Genomic DNA, 17,462 nt, shown 5'->3' with positions numbered 1-17,462 from the left:
GCTCCGCTGCGGCACCAACCGGATCACCGACATCATCAAGGCCGTCGTCGCCCTTCACCACACCCCATCGTGAGGTTGGAAAAGGCTCAATGACGGGTCGCTCCTCGGGCAGTTCGTACCGTCGCGTGCGTTCACGCAGCGCGAGCGCGGAGACCAGGGTGATGGGGCCGATGCGTCCGATGAACATCAGGACGACGAGGATGAGCTGCCCGACGGCGGGCAGGTCGGCGGTGATGCCGGTGGACAGGCCCACCGTCGCGAACGCGGACACGGCCTCGAACAGCACCGCCTCGAAGGACGCCTTGCTCACCGAGAGCAGGGCGAGCGTGGCACTCATGACCAGCCCCACGCCGAGGAGCGCCACCGTCAGGGCCTGGCGCAGCACGTGCGGGGCGAGGCGGCGGCCCAGGACGACGGAGTTCGGCTCGCCGCGCACCTCGGCGAGGATCGCGGCGGCCAGGACGGCGAAGGCGGTGACCTTGATGCCGCCCGCGGTGCCCGCGCTGCCGCCGCCGATGAACATCAGCATGCACGTCAGCAGGAGGGTGGAGGCGTTCATGGCGCCGATGTCGAGGGAGTTGAAGCCCGCGGTGCGGCTCATCGCCGAGTGGAAGAAACTGTTGAGGAACTTTCCCCAGATGTCATGCGCACCGAGCGTGTTCGGGTTGGTCCACTCCAGCAGCCTTGTGAGTACCGTGCCGACGACCAGCAGCACCACGGTAGTGATGACGGTGAGCCTGGTGTGCAGGGTCCAGTTCTTCCGGCCGGTGGTCCGCGCCCGGTTGCGGTGGCGCAGCATCTCACGCAGGACCGGGAAGCCGATGCCGCCCAGGACGACGGCGACGGCGATCGGCAGGGTGACCCACGGGTCCTGGGCGTAGCGGGTGAGGCTGTCCGCGTGGAGGCCGAAGCCGGCGTTGTTGAACGCGGACACGGAGTGGAAGAAACCGAGGTAGGCGGCTTCACCGATCCCGTTTCCGTACCCGAAGCGGAACCGCAGTGCCAGGCAGGCGGCCACGGCCAGCTCGACCATCAGCGTGGTGCCGGCGACGCCGAGCAGGACGCGGCGTACGTCCCCGATGCCCAGGCTCTTCGTCTCGGCCTGCGCCGTCAGCTGCATCCGCAGGCGCAGCCGGCCCGAGACCAGCAGGGCGAGGAGTGGGGCCATGGCCATGATGCCGAAGCCGCCGACCTGGATCAGTACCAGGATGACGCCCTCACCGAAGCCGCTCCAGTACGTGCCCGTGTCCACGACCGCGAGACCCGTCACACAGACGGCGGAGGTCGAGGTGAACAGCCCGGTCAGCACACCGGGGGCGTCACCGTCCTCGGCTGCGAGCGGCAGCGTCAGCAGGACCGTGCCGACCACCACCACCACGGCGAACGCGAGGACCACGGTCCGGGCCGGATGCGCCGAGAAGAACGAGCGCGCACGGTGCCCTGCGACGGTGGCCACGGTTCCGACGCCCCCTCTCCTGTGGATACGCCACGTCTTGTGCCGGTGACGAGTCAGCGACGCGTCAAGAACGGCCGTCACCCTGCCTGTGCCTCTGCTGCCCGGGCGGCAGGGTGCCTACGATGCCCGGCTCCGACCTGATCTCTGGCCGTGTGCTCGTGTCCACGGCCGGGCTGGTGCGGCTGCGGGTCGGCGCCTCCCTACTGGGCGCGACGGTGCCCTGGTTGCTCCGCCCCTCAGTACCGCGGGCGGAGCGGCTCGTGCGGCACGTGTCGTCGCCCGGTGAGCCGGTGCCGGACGGGCTCAGCCGGTGGATGGCGTTGGTGGGCAGTTCCTGCCGCAGCAGCCTCGCTCCCGCGCCTTTGCCGTCGTCCGTTCTGGCGCGCGCCAGGAGCGTGCCGAACATGGTGGTGGCGGGATCGCGCGACGTCTTCCTGCCCCCGGCCCGCCTGGGGCCCGCGGCCGAGCAGCGGCTCGGCACCCATCTGCGCGTTCTCGACGGCGCCGGGCGTCTCCTGCCGGAGGACTCTCCTGAGCGCGTCGCCGCCCTCGTGGCCGAGTTCACGGACGCGTGCAGGCGGCATTAAGAACGCGTAAAGGCTGCCGGAACCAGGCAGTGAACAACCCCGCCGCTCCGTGGAACCATCCTGGAACAACGAGAGAAGCAAGGCACGGGGCAGGTGGCGTACATGGGCTGGTTTCTTGGTCTCGGCATCGCGGGTCTTGTGCTGCTCGTCCTTTCGCTGGTCTTCGACGGGGTGCTGGAGGGGGTCCTCGACTCGATCGGCGGGGGGCTTGACGGGTTTCTGTCGTTGCCGGTGATCGCCGGGTTCGTCTCGGCGCTCGGTTTCACGGGGGCGATCGTCCTCGGGACGACCGGCACGGGGGCGGGGGTCGCCGCCGGTGCGGGCGCGGTCGCGGGGGGCGTCGTGGGGTGGGGGACCTGGCGGTTCAGCCGGGCGCTGCTCCAAGGCGGCTCCGCGCCCGCACCGCGGGAAGGGGACCTGGCCGGTACGAGCGGGTCGGTGGTGACGGCCATCCCCGTCGGCGGGTACGGCGAGGTGCTGCTGTATCTCGCGGGCCAGCCGGTGAAGTATGCGGCGAAGGCCGCGGTTCCCGTCGCGCGGGGCACCGAGGTGTGGGTCGAGGCCGTGCTCTCACCGACGTCCGTCTCCGTCCGCCCGGTCGAACGCTGACCGGACGAATGCTCACCGGTCGAAGGCTGGCCGGGCGCCGATATCTGTCTTTTTCCTTCTGATCGAAGGGGGTTTCTTCATGAGCCCTGTCCTCACCGCCGTGGTGGGCATCGTCGTTCTCCTGGTGCTGCTCGGTCTCGTCGTCGTCACGCGTTACAAGGTCGCCGGGCCCAGCGAGGCGTTCATCATCACCGGCCGCAGGGGCAAGCAGGCGACCGATCCCGCCACCGGGCGGGTGTTCACCGACAACAGCGGCCAGAAGGTCGTGGTCGGCGGCGGTGTGTTCGTCGTCCCGTTCGTGCAGCAAAAGTTCACGCTCGACCTGTCCAGTCGGCACATCCCCGTCGCCGTCCGTGGCGCGGTCACCCTGCGCGGGGTGAAGGCGAACCTGGAGGGCGTCGCGATCGTCAAGGTCGGCGGCACCGAGGACTCCATCCGGGCCGCCGCGCAGCGGTTCCTGATGCAGCAGGACGGGATCGTCGGCTTCACCCAGGAGGTGCTGTCGGGCGCGCTGCGCTCCATCGTGGGCCGGATGTCGGTCGAGGACATCATCCGTGACCGCGCCGCGTTCGCGGGTCAGGTCGCCGAGGAGGCCGAGGCCAGCCTCTCGGGTCAGGGCCTGGTCCTGGACGCCTTCCAGATCCAGGACATCACCACCGAGGGCTCCTACCTCGAGGACCTCGGCCGCCCCGAGGCCGCCCGCGCCAAGCAGGAGGCCGACATCGCGGAGGCCGTGGCCCGTCGCGCCGCCGAGCAGGCCCGGCTGAAGGCGGAGGAGGAGATCGCGATCGCTCAGCGGACCCTCTACCTGAAGCAGGCCGAGATCAAGGCCCAGACCGACGAGGCCGCCGCCCAGGCGAACGCCGCGGGCCCGCTCGCCGAGGCCGACCGCCAGCAGCAGATCCTCACCGAGCAGGAGAAGGTCGCCGAGCGCCAGGCCGCGCTGACGGACCGCCAGCTCGACACCCAGGTCCGCAAGCCCGCCGACGCCGCCCGCTACCAGGCCGAGCAGGAGGCCGAGGCCCGCCGCATCGCCCTGGTGAAGCAGGCCGAGGCCGACGCGCAGCGCTCCCGCCTCACCGGTGAGGGCGAGAAGGCCCACCGCGCCGCGCTCGCCGACGCCGTGCGCATCGAGGGCGAGGCGCAGGCCGCGGCCATCGCCGCCAAGGGCTCCGCGGAGGCCGAGGCGATGCGGAAGAAGGCCGACGCCTTCGCGCAGTACGGGGACGCGGCCGTCCTCCAGATGCTCGTCGAGGTCCTGCCGCAGGTCGTCGCCAAGGCGTCCGAACCGCTGTCCGCCATCGACAAGATGACCGTCATCTCCACCGACGGGGCGAGCCAGCTGTCCCGGACGGTCGTCGACAACGTCGCCCAGGGCATGGAGCTCCTCAGCTCCACGACGGGGGTCGACCTCGCGTCCCTGCTCCAGGGCATCACCCAGAAGAAGGCGGCCCCCGGTCCGTCGCAGCCCGTGCCGACCGGCGACGGCGCCATCGAGATCACCGACTAGGACGAGAGCAGGAGAACGCGGTGAGAACCAGCTTCACGATGCACGCAGGGGCGCAACTCGCCCTCTCCCTCGCGGGGCTTCTCGCCGCGGTCCTCGCCGCCGTCCCGTTCCTGCCCCCGTTCGCCGACGAGTGGCTCCTCCTCGGAATCGGCATCGCCCTACTGGTGCCCCTCCATCTGGCGACGCTCGTCCGCGCCATCGCCGTCGGACTCCGGGACATGCGCTTCGCGAGCAACAAAGCGAACCAGTGGCGCGCCCTGCGCGCCCTGCCCCGGCGAGTCCGGGCGGTGCTCGTGGGTGCGGGTCTCGCCGGGGCATTCCTGGTCACCGGAATGTTCTGGGACGACTCGGGGCTCCAACGCGTCGAGACCGTTCGGGGGCACTACTCCGCGATCGACACCTCCGACCCCGACCGCGAGCGCGTCCCGATCAGCAGAAGCCAGTACGAGGAGCTGCGCAAGGACGACCAGCGAATCGCGTTCGCGGCGTTCGGTCTCTTCGCGGCGGGCGGCGGCGGCCTGACGCTCCTCTTCGGAAAGCTGGACTCCCAGGCCGGCCGATCATGACCCCCGTCTCTCACTGCGGCACGTGACGCTGGTCCCGCACGGCGGAGACGCACGTCTCAGCACCTTCATCGCACTCTGGACTCCATGGGCTGCGGCACTCGGCGCCTACCTGAGCCTGAGCCGCCGGTGTCTGCGGCAGCAGGCACGACGGTGAGCCCCACGCGTCCAGAAGACCTACAGGTGAGAAGCCCCGAGAAGGACAGATGAACACCGTGCTGACGCGCAACGCGAGACGCGACTTCCTGGAAAGCCCAGGATGGCTGATCCTGTGCCTCCTGGCACACGGATGGACTGCCCTGAGCAGCGCCACCCCGTCATGGACGCGCATCAGCGCGGGATTCGTCGCGTTCGTCTGCCTCATCGCGCTGGTACGAACCCTGGCCTCCTGCACCCGGACGGGACGCGCACCGAGGGAGAAGCGAGCGACGCTTGACCCGCCCGCCTGATCAGGCGGGTCCGCCTCGACACGGGGGAATCGTGATCGCGCTACCGCACCAGGGATCCGGAGAACCACAGGACAGTGGCCACATGGTGGTCTGCGGTGACGATGCACTGGCGCTCCGGCTCGCCGCCGAACTGCGCGAGGTCTACCGACAGCGGGTCGTCCTCGTCGCTCCCTCCGGTGAGCACGCCGAGGAGACGGAGCCCATCGCCGTAGTGTCCCGCGCGGCGCGACTTCTGCGCCGTCCCGACAGCTCCGTCCCCGGCGGCACACCCCCGCCCCCGCAGGACGTCACATCGTCTTCTCCCTCGGAGGCGGCGCTGCTGCGGGCCGGGGTGGACCGGGCCGCGGCCCTGGCCCTGCTGTACGAGGACGACGAGACGAACCTCCGCGCCGCGCTCGCCGCCCGCCGCCTCAGCCCGGGGCTGCGGCTCGTGGTCCGCATGTACAACCGCAAGCTCGGGCAGCACCTGGAGGAACTCCTCGACCAAGCCGCCCTCCTGACCGCGCCCGGGGCCGACCGGGCCCTGCTCGACGCGTCCACCACCGTCCTGTCCGACGCGGACACGGCGGCCCCCGCGCTCGCCGCCACCGCCGTCGCCGGGACGAGCAAGGTCGTCCAGGCCGACGGCGTACTGCTGCGCGCCGCCGAGCACGCTCCGCCCGTAAGCGGCCAGGTACCAGACCCGGGCCTGTGCACCCTCGCGCTCCTGTCGTCCACCACCAGCGACCCGGCGGGCGCCGAGGGCTCGGACACCAGTGGCCCCCAGGCGCCTCTCCTCCTCCCCGACGACGAGGCCGTGGCGAACGCCGCCGGACGCGGGAGCGTCGTCCTGGAGACCGTCCGCTACGCCGGTCCCGCCCTCTCCTCCCGGCGCCTGGCCCGTCGGGGGTTGCCGTTGCGCGACCTCTTCTCCGCCCGCCTGCGGTGGGCACTCACCGGCATCGTCGGCGGCGTCCTCGCATTGACGCTCACCACCACGCTGCTCACCGACGCCGACCCCGTGCACGCCGCGTACCTCACGCTGCTCGACCTGTTCTCGATCAACGACCCCGCAGTCGAGGAGTCGACCACTCGCCAGATCCTCCAACTCCTGACCGGCCTCGTCGGCCTCGCCCTGCTCCCCCTCCTCGTCGCCGGCGCGCTGGAGGCGCTCGGCACCTTCCGCGCCGCCGGTGCGCTGCGCCGCCCGCCGCGCGGGCTGTCCGGGCACGTCGTCCTGCTGGGTCTCGGCAAGATCGGCAGTCGTGTCCTGACCCGGCTCCGGGAGTTGGACATCCCCGTCGTCTGCGTCGAGGAGGACCCCGACGCCCGGGGCATCCCACTCGCCCGCGGCCTCGGCGTCCCCGTCGTTCTCGGCGACGTCACCGAGGAGGGCGTCCTGGAGGCCGCCAAAACCCATCGGGCGCACGCCCTGCTCGCCCTCACCAGCTCCGACACGACCAACCTGGAGGCCACGCTCTACGCCCGTACGGTGAAGTCCGACCTGCGGGTGGCCTTGCGCCTGTACGACGACGACTTCGCCACCGCCGTCCACCGCACTCTGCGCACCGCCCACCCCGAGGCCCTCACCCGCAGCCGCAGCGTCTCCCACCTGGCCGCGCCCGCCTTCGCCGGAGCCATGATGGGCCGCCAGATCCTCGGCGCCATCCCCGTCGAACGCAGGGTGCTGCTCTTCGCCGCCCTTCTCGTGGCAGGGCACCCCCAGTTCGAGGGCCGTACGGTCTCCGATGCCTTCCGCCCGGGGGCCTGGCGCGTCCTCGCGCTCGACACCGCCTCGCCGGACGCCCGCCGCCCCGACCTCGCCTCCGCGCACCAGGAAGGCGACGAACCCCAGCTCCTGTGGGACCTGCACCCCGGCTACGTCCTACACCCCGAGGACCGCGTCGTCATCGCCGCCACCCGTCGCGGCCTCGCCGAACTCCTGGACACCTCAACACAGCCTCGACCTGCCACACCGTAAGCCTTTTCCAACCTGGCATCCGCACTGTCGTTGATCGGCTACCCGAGTCCAGCACGGGCTCCTGGCCAGGCCTTCATCAGTTGACTGGCGCCTCCGGGGAGCTGCTGCGGGGCCCTCCGACTGGCAGGTGCTTCAGGTTGGAAAAGGCTCAGTGGGCGTGAGCCACGCCCAGGGGCGGCCGGCACTCCCCGGCCGCCCCGTCGCCTCTCCGGCACCGCTCAGCGGAACAACGGGATGATGTCGGCGCCGTAGGCGTCGATGGTGGCTTCGCAAAACAATCAACTACGCTGACCCACCGCCGCACAGCAAACGGTGTCCACGCGTAAGGGGAAGCCCCCCTCTGGAACGTATTCAGGGATCACGCCAAGCAACCCGTCGACGTCCGCCAGGAGGTAGGCGTAGCGGTTGCAGGTGATGGTCGGGCTGGAGCGACCGAGCCATCGGGCGAGGGGGACGACGGAGTGGACAGCTTCGAGGTCGAGAGCAGGGCCTCGGCGTAGCGTCGGCGCCCTCACCGGCTACGCCACGTAGCCTGACGCAACGGGCAGGTTCCGCGCTGCGCGCCCTCCCCGACCAGCCGCCCTCCGGAGCGGCTCTCGCTGGGGAGAATCGACCGCGTAAAACGGTGTCACCCTGGAAGCCCCGAAAACGAGCAAAGTCGCTGGTCAGCACGGCTCATACAGCCATGCCTGCAGGTCAGCGCGTCAAGGGTGACGACTTCAAGAAGATCTCTCGCCCACCTCAAAGGCCATGTGTTGCTCTACCCATCCCTCAAGCTGCTTCCCAAAGCCCGGCGTCGAGGATCCGGGCCGCTTTGGTGATGCTGCCCGGCATCAGGTGCCGGTAGGTGCGGTAGGTCTCCTCGATGGACTTGTGGCCCATCCATTCGGCTACGTCGGTGATGGGAATGCCGTTGCCGAGGGCGTTCGAGGCGAAGTAGTGCCGGAAGCCGTACATGCCCACCCCCGCCTCCGGCGGGAGATCCGCGAAGAGCTTCCTCACCCTGCGCCGCTCCATGCCCTCGGTGAAGTAGCCGCCGGGGCCGCGCAGCAGGTAGCCGTCCTTCGTGGTGCCGTGCTTCTCCGCGTAGCGCTCGATCGCCTCTCGCACCGACCGCGGCAGGGGCACTTCCCGGAACTCCCCCGCCTTGCGGTGCTTCAGCTTCGCCGGCTTCAGCGTGTTGGAACGGATCTGCTCCCGCACCCGGTACACGTCCTGCGCCACGACATTGTTGATGTTCACCGCCCGCGCCTCACCGTTGCGCAGGCCGCATCCCGTCATCAGGACGATCTCCAGCGCCAGGTCCTCGTCGGCAACAGCCAGCGCCTGCTTCACATAGGCGAGAGACGGGATGGCGACCGTTCCCCGCACGTATTCCGGTTCCTGGACGCCCTTCACCGGATCGTCCACCATGGCCCCCTTGGCATACGCGCCTCGCAGGATGGTCTTGAGGATCTGGAAGATGTTCACCTGGTTTCCATGGCCGACCCCGTCGCTCTCCACCTTGTCCAGGAAGCTCGCGCCCACCTTGGCGAGGACGCTCTTCCAAGCCAGGCCCTTGCGATCTCGCACCCGAGCCACGGCGAGGCGAAACCCTCGCTGGTCGACTCGCCCACCTCACAGCCCCGACCGTGACCCGCCCGGGCCCAACCCGCCTTCTCGTCCCGCCTGGCACCGGTGCGGCATCCGTGATCCGGTATCCGTGAAGACGCCCACATTGCCATGGCCCCTCCGACGCCTGGCCCCGCGCCTCCCGGCCTCGGAGCGCCCTGGGATCGAGATCGTCCGGATCCGACCGGTGGCGCACCAGTGCGCGCTCACATCCGTGCACCGATAATTGCGCCGTGATGCGCATTCGCAAAGCTCGTCCTGGCGACTCAAACCTGACACTCCATCACGGAAGTCAGCGTTCAGTCAGCATCAGTACCGCTGGAAGCAGCCCTCCAGCGCCATGAACCGCCAAGATCAACAATTCGGCGCGCCTGCTCTGACCTGCAAAAGCCCTGTCCAGTGGCTTACCTGTCAATCTCACCCGGAGGTATCCATGAGGATGCTCATCAACGTTCCCGAGACCGTCGTCGCCGACGCGCTGCGGGGGATGGCGGCCGCTCATCCCGAGCTCACCGTGGACGTGGAGCAGCGGGTCGTGGTGCGGCGGGACGCGCCCGTGGCGGGGAAGGTCGCGCTGGTCTCCGGAGGCGGATCCGGGCACGAGCCCTTGCACGGAGGGTTCGTGGGGCCCGGGATGCTGGCGGCCGCGTGCCCCGGGGAGGTGTTCACCTCCCCGGTGCCCGATCAGATGGTGCGGGCCGCGGCTGCCGTCGACAGTGGGGCCGGGGTGTTGTTCGTCGTCAAGAACTACACCGGGGACGTGCTCAACTTCGAGATGGCGGCGGAGCTCGCGGAGGACGAGGGCATCCAGGTCGCCAAGGTCCTCGTCGACGACGACGTCGCCGTCACGGACAGTCTGTACACCGCCGGCCGGCGAGGGACCGGCGGCACGCTCTTCGTGGAGAAGATCGCGGGCGCCGCCGCCGAGGAGGGCGCGCCCCTCGAGCGGGTGGAGGCGATCGCCCGTCGGGTCAACGGGCGCTGCCGGTCCTTCGGCGTGGCCCTGAGCGCCTGCACCACCCCCGCCAAGGGCAGCCCCACCTTCGATCTCCCCGCGGGCGAACTGGAGTTGGGCATCGGGATCCACGGCGAACCGGGGCGTGAGCGGCGGCCGATGATGACCTCCCGGGAGATCGCGGACTTCGCCGTCGACGTCGTCGTCGAGGACCTCCGCCCGTCCGGGCCGGTGATCGCGCTGGTGAACGGGATGGGCGCCACCCCGCTCCTGGAGCTGTACGGCTTCAACGCGGAGGTGCAGCGTGTGCTCGGCGAGCGGCGGGTGCCGGTCGCCCGTACTCTCGTCGGGAACTACGTGACCTCGCTCGACATGGCCGGCTGCTCGGTGACCCTGTGCGAAGTGGACGAAGACCTCCTTCGCCTGTGGGACGCGCCCGTACAGACGCCCGCGCTGCGCTGGGGCAGGTGAGACGAGGGATGGGAGAGGGGACCGGAATGACGGAGACCTTCGGCGCGGACTTCCTGGTGCGGTGGCTGGCCGCGGTGGCCGAGGCCGTCGACCGCGAGGCGGACCGGCTCACCGAGCTTGACTCGGCCATCGGCGACGCCGACCACGGCGCGAATCTGAAACGGGGGTTCGCCGCCGTCTCGGAGACCCTCGCCAAGGAGCCGCCGGCGACGCCCGGCGCGGTGCTCACCACGGCCGGACGGCAGCTGATCTCCACCGTGGGCGGCGCGTCGGGACCTCTGTACGGCACGCTGCTGCGCCGTACCGGCAAGGCGCTGGGCGACGGGGACCGGATCAGCCGGGAGCAGCTGGCGGAGGCCCTCGGATCCGGAGTGGCCGCCGTGTCGCAGCTGGGCGGTGCCCAGGTGGGCGACAAGACGATGCTGGACGCGCTCGTTCCGGCCGTGGAGGGGCTGCGGGCGTCGTTCGGGGCGGGCCGCGCCGCCGCCGAGGAGGGCGCCCTCGGGACCGTACCCCTGCGGGCGCGGAAGGGCAGGGCCAGTTATCTGGGCGAGCGGTCGGTGGGGCACCAGGATCCGGGGGCCACGTCCTCCGCGCTGCTGTTCGCCGCGCTCGACGAGGCCGCCCGTGGGGAGGGGGCGTCGTGAGTGCCGGGACCCGCGTCGGCATCGTGCTCGTCTCGCACAGTGCCGCCGTCGCGACGGCCGTGGCCGAGCTGGCCCGGGGGCTTTCCGGCGGCGGTGACCTGGCGCCGGTCCTCCCGGCCGGCGGGGCCCCGGACGGCGGCCTGGGGACGAGTTCCGAGCTGATCCGCCAGGCGGCGAGGGACGTGGACCGGGGCGCGGGCGTGGCGATCCTGGTCGATCTGGGGAGCGCGGTGCTCACCGTGAAGGCGCTGCTCGCCGAGGGCGACGAGCTTCCCGAGGGCTCCCGTCTGGTGGACGCGCCGTTCGTCGAGGGCGCGGTCGCCGCGCTGGTCACGGCGAGCGCGGGAGGGGACATCGACGCGGTGACGGCGGCGGCCTCGGAGGCGTACGCCTACCGCAAGGAGTGACTGCGCGGAGTGAGTGAGAAGCCGCACAGGGTGGCCGTCGTGTTGTGATGTACCTGGTCAACGCACTAGTGTCACAGCGCCTTGGTGTACGGGAAACCGGTGCAGTACCGGTGCGGCCCTCGCCACTGTGATCGGGATGTCCGGCTCCACCCCCGCGGGGAACGCCCTCGGGGAAGCCACTGGACCGCGACGGGAGACCGTCGTGGTGTGGGAAGGCGGAGTCGGGCGTATGACCGTCAGCCAGGAGACCGGCCAGGGTGCGTTGTCCATCCACGAGGTGCTGGAGAGGGTCTCCCAACCATGCATATAGCCGAGGGGTACCTACCCCCTGTGCACGCGGCCGCCTGGGGCGTCGCGTCCGCGCCGTTCGTCGTCCACGGGGTCCGCGCGCTGACCCGTGAAGTACGGTCGAACCCCGAGTCCACGCTTCTGCTCGGCGCTTCGGGCGCCTTCACCTTCGTCCTCTCGGCGCTCAAGCTGCCGTCCGTGACGGGCAGTTGTTCGCATCCGACCGGTACGGGTCTGGGTGCGATCCTGTTCCGGCCGCCGATCATGGCGGTCCTCGGGACGATCACCCTGCTGTTCCAGGCCCTGCTGCTCGCCCACGGCGGGCTGACCACGCTCGGTGCGAACGTCTTCTCGATGGCGATCGTCGGGCCCTGGGCGGGATACGGGACGTACCTGCTGCTGCGCCGGTTCGGTGCGCCGCTGATGGTCGCCGTCTTCTTCGGCGCGTTCGTCGCCGACCTGTCCACGTACTGCGTGACCAGCGTGCAGCTGGCGCTCGCCTTCCCGGACCCGGGCAGCGGTGTGCCCGGGGCGCTCGCCAAGTTCGGCGGGATCTTCGCCGTGACGCAGCTCCCCCTGGCTGTCAGCGAGGGCCTGCTCACCGTGCTCGTGATGCGGTTGCTCACGCAGTCCAGCAAGGGCGAACTGACCCGGCTCGGTGTCCTCGGCGGACGCACGGCGGAGCGACGCAAGGAGGCGACCGCGTGATGAGCCGGAACGCGAGGATCAACGCCCTGCTGCTGCTCGTCGTCGCGGCGCTCGCGGTACTGCCGCTCGCGCTGGGGCTCGGGGACCACAAGGAGGAGCCGTTCACGGGGGCGGACGGGGAGGCGGAGACCGCGATCACGGAGCTCCACCCGGACTACGAGCCGTGGTTCAGCCCCTTGTACGAGCCGCCGTCCGGGGAGATCGAGTCCGCGCTGTTCTCCCTCCAGGCCGCGCTGGGTGCCGGCGTCCTGGCGTACTACTTCGGCCTGCGGCGAGGCCGCAGGCAGGGGGCGGCCCTGGCGGAGGCGGCCGGGGTGAAGGCCCCTCACGGTACGGGCAGCGTGGCGGCCGAAAGGAAGGCCTCGCCGGACGGGGGCTCCCCCGGGGGCCCCGGCGAGCCGGGCGCGTAGCCGCCGATGCTGCCGATCGACGCGGCGGCGCACAGCAGTCGCTGGCGCCGCCGTCATCCCGCCGAGAAGGCGCTGCTCGGCTTCGGTCTGACCCTGTGCGCGGTCTCTCTGCCGCCGTGGCCGGGCGCGCCGCTCGTGGCCGCGGTCACGCTCGGGGTGCTGCTCGGCCCGGCCGGTGTGCCGGGACGGGCGCTGTGGCGGGCGTTCCGCGTCCCGCTCGGGTTCTGTGTCACGGGTGCGATTCCGCTGCTGTTCGAGGTGGGCGGTGCCCGGGGCGCGGTCGCGTTCGCCCCGGGCGGTCCGGCGCAGGCGGTCGAGCTGCTGCTGCGGACCGCGTCGGCCTCGCTCGGGGTGCTGCTGTTCGCGTTCACCACGCCGGTCTCCGACGTCCTTCCCCGGCTGGTCCGGGCCGGGGTGCCGGCGCCCGTGGTGGACGTGGCCCTCGTGATGTACCGGATCATCTTCCTGCTCCTCGACTCGCTGTCCAAGATCCGGCAGGCGCAGGCGGCCCGGCTCGGGCACACCACCCGGGCCGCGACCTGGCGTTCGCTCGCGGGGCTCGGCGCGACCACGTTCGTGCGGGCCTTCGACCGGGCGCAGCGCCTGCAGTCGGGGCTCGCCGGGCGGGGGTACGACGGGACGCTGCGGGTGCTCGTGCCCGCGTGCGCGCCGTCCCGCCGGTTCCTCGCCGCGACGGGCGTGCTCCTGACGGGGCTCGTCGTGCTCACCCTCGTACTGGAAAGGCTTCTCCCGTGACGTCCACGACGGTCCCCTCCCTTCCGGCTCCCGTGGTGGAGCTGGTGAACGCGGGCTTCTCGTACGAGGACGGGCCCGCGGTCCTGTCCGGCGTGGACTTCCCGGTGGCGGAGGGGCGCGCGGTCGCGCTGCTCGGCCGCAACGGCAGTGGCAAGACGACCCTGCTGCGGCTGCTCAGCGGCGGGCTGCGGTGCGGGAGCGGGTCGCTGCTCCTGGACGGGGCGGAGGTGGCGTACGACCGGAGGGGACTGACCCGGCTGCGGACCACCGTGCAGCTGGTGGTGCAGGATCCGGACGACCAGCTGTTCGCCGCCTCGGTGGCGCAGGACGTGTCGTTCGGCCCGATGAACCTGGGGCTGCCGGAGGAGGAGGTACGGCTCCGGGTGGCGGAGGCCCTGGAGGCCCTGGACATCACGGCGCTCGCGGACCGGCCGACGCATCTGCTGTCGTACGGGCAGCGCAAGCGGGCCGCGATCGCGGGCGCCGTGGCGATGCGGCCCCGGGTCCTGATCATGGACGAGCCGACGGCCGGGCTCGACCCGCACGGGCAGGAACGGCTGCTCGACGCGCTCGGGCGGCTCCGGGCGGCCGGTACGACGGTGCTGATGGCGACGCACGACGTGGACCTGGCGCTGCGCTGGGCGGACGAGGCGGCGGTGCTCTCCCCGGCCGGCCTGCGCACCGGCCCGGTGGCCGAGCTCCTCGCGGACGACGCGCTGCTCGACGCGGCCGGGCTGCGACGTCCCTGGGGCACGGCCGTGGCCCGGCTGCTGCGGGCACGCGGACTGCTCGGGGCCGGGGCAGCGGAGCCGCGGACGCCGGAGGACCTGGACGCGTGGCTGGGGACGGCCGCGGAAGCCGTCGCCACCGAGTAGTGGACATCACGTCCCAGATCTTCTGCAACTAGTTGCACAACGGGAAGGGGTCCCCTACAACTGAGGTCGACGTTCCTGCGCGAGGAGGCGCCCTCATGACCCCGTACCCGCATCTGCTGAGCCCGCTCGACCTCGGGTTCACCACCCTGCCCAACCGGGTGATCATGGGATCGATGCACGTCGGTCTCGAAGAGGCCGAGCACGGCTTCGAGCGCATGGCCGCCTTCTACGCCGAGCGCGCCCGCGGTGGCGTCGGCCTCATCGTCACCGGCGGCATCGCGCCCAACGACGCCGGCCGCCCGTGGGACGGCGGGGCCAAGCTCACCACCGCCGAGGAGGTCGCCGAGCACCGGCTGATCACCGGCGCCGTGCACGAGGCGGGCGGCCGGATCGCGATGCAGATCCTGCACTTCGGCCGGTACGCGTACCACCCCGCCCTCGTCGCACCCAGCGCGATCAAGGCCCCGATCAGCCCCTTCGTACCGAACGAGCTGACCGACGCCGAGGTCGAGCAGACCGTCGAGGACTACGCGCGCTGCGCCGAACTCGCCAAGGAGGCCGGGTACGACGGCGTCGAGGTGATGGGCTCCGAGGGCTACCTCATCAACGAGTTCATCGCCGCCGCCACCAATCAGCGCACCGACCGGTGGGGCGGCTCCTACGAGAACCGCGTCCGCTTCCCGCTGGAGATCGTCCGCCGCATCCGCGAGCGCGTGGGCGAGGACTTCATCCTCGTCTACCGCCTCTCCATGCTGGACCTCGTCCCCGGCGGCTCCACCCTGGAGGAGGTCGTCCGGCTGGCCAAGGAGATCGAGGCCGCGGGCGCCACCATCATCAACACCGGCATCGGCTGGCACGAGGCGCGCATCCCCACCATCGCCACCTCCGTGCCGCGCGGCGCCTACACCTGGGTGACGAAGAAGCTGATGGGCGCGGTCTCCGTACCGCTCGTCACCAGCAACCGCATCAACACCCCCGAGGTCGCCGAGGAGATCCTCGCCGACGGCCGCGCCGACCTCGTCTCGCTCGCCCGCCCCTTCCTCGCCGACCCCGACTTCGTCGCCAAGGCCACGGCCGACCGTGCCGACACCATCAACACCTGCATCGGCTGCAACCAGGCCTGCCTCGACCACACCTTCAACCTGAAGATCACCTCCTGCCTGGTCAACCCGCGCGCCTGCCACGAGACCGAGCTGGTCCTCTCCCCCACCCGCCGCGCCAAGCGGATCGCCGTCGTCGGCGCGGGCCCGGCCGGCCTCTCCTGCGCGGTGTCGGCGGCCGAGCGCGGCCACGCCGTGACCCTCTTCGACGCCGCCGCCGAGATCGGCGGCCAGCTGAACATCGCCAAGCGGGTGCCGGGCAAGGACGAGTTCGACGAGACGCTCCGCTACTTCCGCGTGCAGCTCGCCGAGCACGGTGTCGAGGTGCGCCTGAACACCCGGGTCGCGGCGGGTGACCTCGACGGTTACGACGAGGTCGTCGTCGCCACCGGCGTCTCGCCCCGTACGCCCGCCATCCCCGGCGTCGACCACCCGAGCGTCCTCAGCTACCTGGACGTGCTGCGGGACGGCGCGCCGGTCGGCGAGCGGGTCGCGATCATCGGCGCGGGCGGCATCGGCTTCGACGTCGCCGAGTTCCTCACGGACGGCGGGGAGGGCGCGAGCCAGGACCCCGAGACGTACTTCCGCCAGTGGGGCGTGGACACCTCGTACGAGAACCGGGGAGGCCTGCGCGCGCCCGAGCGGAACGCGCCGCCGCGCCAGGTGCACCTGCTCCAGCGCAAGACCACCAAGGTCGGCGCCGGTCTCGGCAAGACGACCGGGTGGATCCACCGCACCGAGCTCAAGCACCGGGGCGTGGCCATGGTGGCGGGCGTGTCGTACGACCGGATCGACGACGAGGGCCTGCACGTCACGATCGACGGCGAGGCGCAGCTGCTTCCGGTCGACACCGTCGTGCTCTGCGCGGGCCAGGACCCGCGCCGGGACCTCTACGAGGAGCTGGTGGCGGCGGGCCGTGTGACGCACCTGATCGGCGGTGCGGACGTCGCCGCCGAGCTGGACGCCAAGCGGGCCATCGACCAGGGCACCCGGCTCGCGGCGACGCTGTGATCGCCGTGGCCGGCCACTTCTAGGATGCGTGCATGTCACTCCCGCACGCGATCCTGACCGCGCTGCTCGAGAAGCCGTCCTCCGGTCTCGAACTGACGCGCCGTTTCGACAAGTCGATCGGCTATTTCTGGTCGGCCACGCACCAGCAGATCTACCGCGAGCTGGGAAAGCTGGAGCAGGCGGGGCACATCCGCGCCCTGCCCGCCCCGGTTCCGGTGCGGGGGCAGCGGAAGGAGTACGAGGTGCTGCCCGCGGGCCGCGCCGAGCTCGGCGGCTGGGTCGCCAGGTCCGAGGACCCGAAGCCGCTGCGGGCCGCCCTCCTGCTGCGGATGCGGGCGGCCGCCGTGGTCGGCGCGGCGGGCCTCCGCGCCGAGCTGTCCCGCCACCTCGCCCTGCACCAGGAGCAGCTGGTGGAGTACCTGGCGATCGAGACGCGGGACTTCCCCGCGGAACGGCGCCGGTCGGAGCCGGACCGGCTGCGCCATCTCGTACTGCGGGGCGGGATCGACATGGAGCGCTTCTGGGTGGAATGGCTGACGGACGCGCTGGCGGAACTCGGTACCGAGTGACGTCCGGGCCCCGTTCCGGCCCCGTCCGCGCCGAGCCGTCCACGACACCCCTCAGTGGTCCAGGTGCGCGTGGACGGTCTTGCCGTCGGGGTCGCGGCGGACGGTCAGGCTGTCGACGAGGCGGAAGACGATGCCCAGGCCGAACCCGCCCTCCCGGCCCGGGTCGGCTTCCTTCGGCCGCGGTGGTTCGGGGTTGTGGTCGTGGACGTCGATGCCGATGCCGTCCCCTTCCAGGGCGAGGTCGAGGGTGCACTCGCCGTCGGCGTAGCGGATGGCGTTGGTGACCAGTTCGCTGACGACGAGGACCGCGTCGTTCTCGACGGCCGGTGGCAGTGGGTGCCCGGCGCGCAGGGCGTCACCGGCGAGGCGGTGCACCTCCTGTCGTGCTCGGGCGGCGGCCCCCGGGCCCTTGAGGTCGTGGTGCCGGGAGACTGCCATCACGTTCGTTCCCCCTTCCCTCCTCGGTTCTGGACAGCCTCGGTCCCGGCCTCTGCCCGGATGCCCGGAATCCATTCGCCCC

The 17,462-nt window shown here is 71.5% G+C and carries 18 protein-coding genes and 1 riboswitch; of the genes, 15 read left to right on the top strand and 3 right to left on the bottom strand.

All coding sequences use genetic code 11. The features are described from left to right. On the bottom strand, positions 1 to 1,456 hold a 1,456-nt coding region (locus ACFWUY_RS06815; protein WP_384102829.1), incomplete at its 3' end, for a TrkH family potassium uptake protein. A 122-nt stretch (positions 1,457 to 1,578) separates the two neighbouring features. On the opposite strand from ACFWUY_RS06815, the gene ACFWUY_RS06810 reads away from it, so the two are divergent. The 6 genes from ACFWUY_RS06810 (at position 1,579) to ACFWUY_RS06785 (ending at position 7,134) form a co-directional block, all read left to right on the top strand. Further along, positions 1,579 to 2,043 (top strand): alpha/beta fold hydrolase, encoded by a 465-nt coding sequence (locus ACFWUY_RS06810; RefSeq protein WP_384102827.1) that lies wholly within the window; start codon positions 1,579 to 1,581, stop codon positions 2,041 to 2,043. A gap of 102 nt (positions 2,044 to 2,145) precedes the next feature. Then, positions 2,146 to 2,652, top strand: coding sequence for a hypothetical protein (locus ACFWUY_RS06805; RefSeq protein ID WP_384102825.1), 507 nt, complete (start codon positions 2,146 to 2,148; stop codon positions 2,650 to 2,652). Between the two features lie 79 nt (positions 2,653 to 2,731). Beyond that, a complete protein-coding gene (locus tag ACFWUY_RS06800; RefSeq protein ID WP_384102823.1) occupies positions 2,732 to 4,162 on the top strand; it encodes a flotillin family protein in 1,431 nt (476 codons plus the stop codon). 20 nt (positions 4,163 to 4,182) lie between these two features. After that, positions 4,183 to 4,728 (top strand): hypothetical protein, encoded by a 546-nt coding sequence (locus ACFWUY_RS06795; protein ID WP_384102821.1) that lies wholly within the window; start codon positions 4,183 to 4,185, stop codon positions 4,726 to 4,728. A gap of 203 nt (positions 4,729 to 4,931) precedes the next feature. Beyond that, positions 4,932 to 5,174 carry a hypothetical protein gene (locus ACFWUY_RS06790; RefSeq protein ID WP_384102818.1) on the top strand — a complete coding sequence of 81 codons (243 nt, stop codon included), beginning with the start codon at positions 4,932 to 4,934 and terminating at the stop codon, positions 5,172 to 5,174. A gap of 82 nt (positions 5,175 to 5,256) precedes the next feature. Further along, the gene (locus ACFWUY_RS06785; protein ID WP_384102816.1) at positions 5,257 to 7,134 is read left to right on the top strand and encodes a potassium channel family protein; all 1,878 of its coding nucleotides are present in this window, start codon (positions 5,257 to 5,259) and stop codon (positions 7,132 to 7,134) included. A 771-nt stretch (positions 7,135 to 7,905) separates the two neighbouring features. Here ACFWUY_RS06785 and ACFWUY_RS06780 read toward each other — a convergent pair. Next, positions 7,906 to 8,706, bottom strand: a complete 801-nt coding sequence (locus ACFWUY_RS06780; RefSeq protein WP_384102814.1) for a tyrosine-type recombinase/integrase — start codon at positions 8,704 to 8,706, stop codon at positions 7,906 to 7,908. Positions 8,707 to 9,178: 472 nt separating this feature from the next. On the opposite strand from ACFWUY_RS06780, the gene dhaK reads away from it, so the two are divergent. The 9 genes from dhaK to ACFWUY_RS06735 all read left to right on the top strand — a co-directional run bounded on the left by dhaK (position 9,179) and on the right by ACFWUY_RS06735 (position 16,942). Further along, entirely contained in the window at positions 9,179 to 10,171 is a 993-nt protein-coding gene (gene dhaK, locus ACFWUY_RS06775; protein ID WP_384102812.1) for a dihydroxyacetone kinase subunit DhaK, read from the top strand. Between the two features lie 26 nt (positions 10,172 to 10,197). Further along, positions 10,198 to 10,818, top strand: a complete 621-nt coding sequence (dhaL, locus tag ACFWUY_RS06770) for a dihydroxyacetone kinase subunit DhaL (protein WP_384102810.1) — start codon at positions 10,198 to 10,200, stop codon at positions 10,816 to 10,818. After that, a complete protein-coding gene (locus ACFWUY_RS06765; RefSeq protein WP_384102808.1) occupies positions 10,815 to 11,225 on the top strand; it encodes a PTS-dependent dihydroxyacetone kinase phosphotransferase subunit DhaM in 411 nt (136 codons plus the stop codon). Before dhaL ends, ACFWUY_RS06765 begins: the two co-directional genes overlap by 4 nt. Positions 11,226 to 11,262: 37 nt before the next feature. Beyond that, a riboswitch (cobalamin riboswitch) is annotated at positions 11,263 to 11,497 on the top strand. 28 nt (positions 11,498 to 11,525) lie between these two features. Continuing rightward, entirely contained in the window at positions 11,526 to 12,221 is a 696-nt protein-coding gene (locus tag ACFWUY_RS06760) for an energy-coupling factor ABC transporter permease (RefSeq protein ID WP_384102806.1), read from the top strand. After that, the gene (locus tag ACFWUY_RS06755; RefSeq protein ID WP_384102804.1) at positions 12,221 to 12,631 is read left to right on the top strand and encodes an energy-coupling factor ABC transporter substrate-binding protein; all 411 of its coding nucleotides are present in this window, start codon (positions 12,221 to 12,223) and stop codon (positions 12,629 to 12,631) included. The genes ACFWUY_RS06760 and ACFWUY_RS06755 overlap by 1 nt, the downstream gene beginning before the upstream one ends. Positions 12,632 to 12,637: 6 nt before the next feature. Continuing rightward, positions 12,638 to 13,387 carry a cobalt ECF transporter T component CbiQ gene (gene cbiQ / locus ACFWUY_RS06750; RefSeq protein ID WP_384102802.1) on the top strand — a complete coding sequence of 250 codons (750 nt, stop codon included), beginning with the start codon at positions 12,638 to 12,640 and terminating at the stop codon, positions 13,385 to 13,387. After that, positions 13,384 to 14,262, top strand: a complete 879-nt coding sequence (locus ACFWUY_RS06745) for an energy-coupling factor ABC transporter ATP-binding protein (protein ID WP_384102800.1) — start codon at positions 13,384 to 13,386, stop codon at positions 14,260 to 14,262. Before cbiQ ends, ACFWUY_RS06745 begins: the two co-directional genes overlap by 4 nt. 95 nt (positions 14,263 to 14,357) lie before the next feature. Then, positions 14,358 to 16,373 (top strand): FAD-dependent oxidoreductase, encoded by a 2,016-nt coding sequence (locus ACFWUY_RS06740; protein WP_384102798.1) that lies wholly within the window; start codon positions 14,358 to 14,360, stop codon positions 16,371 to 16,373. 32 nt (positions 16,374 to 16,405) lie between these two features. Beyond that, positions 16,406 to 16,942, top strand: coding sequence for a PadR family transcriptional regulator (locus ACFWUY_RS06735; RefSeq protein WP_384102796.1), 537 nt, complete (start codon positions 16,406 to 16,408; stop codon positions 16,940 to 16,942). Between the two features lie 51 nt (positions 16,943 to 16,993). On the opposite strand, the gene ACFWUY_RS06730 is transcribed toward ACFWUY_RS06735, so the two are convergent. Continuing rightward, positions 16,994 to 17,380 carry an ATP-binding protein gene (locus ACFWUY_RS06730; RefSeq protein ID WP_384102794.1) on the bottom strand — a complete coding sequence of 129 codons (387 nt, stop codon included), beginning with the start codon at positions 17,378 to 17,380 and terminating at the stop codon, positions 16,994 to 16,996. Positions 17,381 to 17,462: the final 82 nt, after the last annotated feature.

Origin of the sequence: Streptomyces sp. NPDC058664, from assembly GCF_042716635.1 — a bacterium.
In the GTDB taxonomy this organism is placed as follows: domain Bacteria; phylum Actinomycetota; class Actinomycetes; order Streptomycetales; family Streptomycetaceae; genus Streptomyces.
The sequence above is the reverse complement of the archived record's forward strand: the minus strand, read 5'-3'. Positions and strand labels throughout refer to the sequence as shown.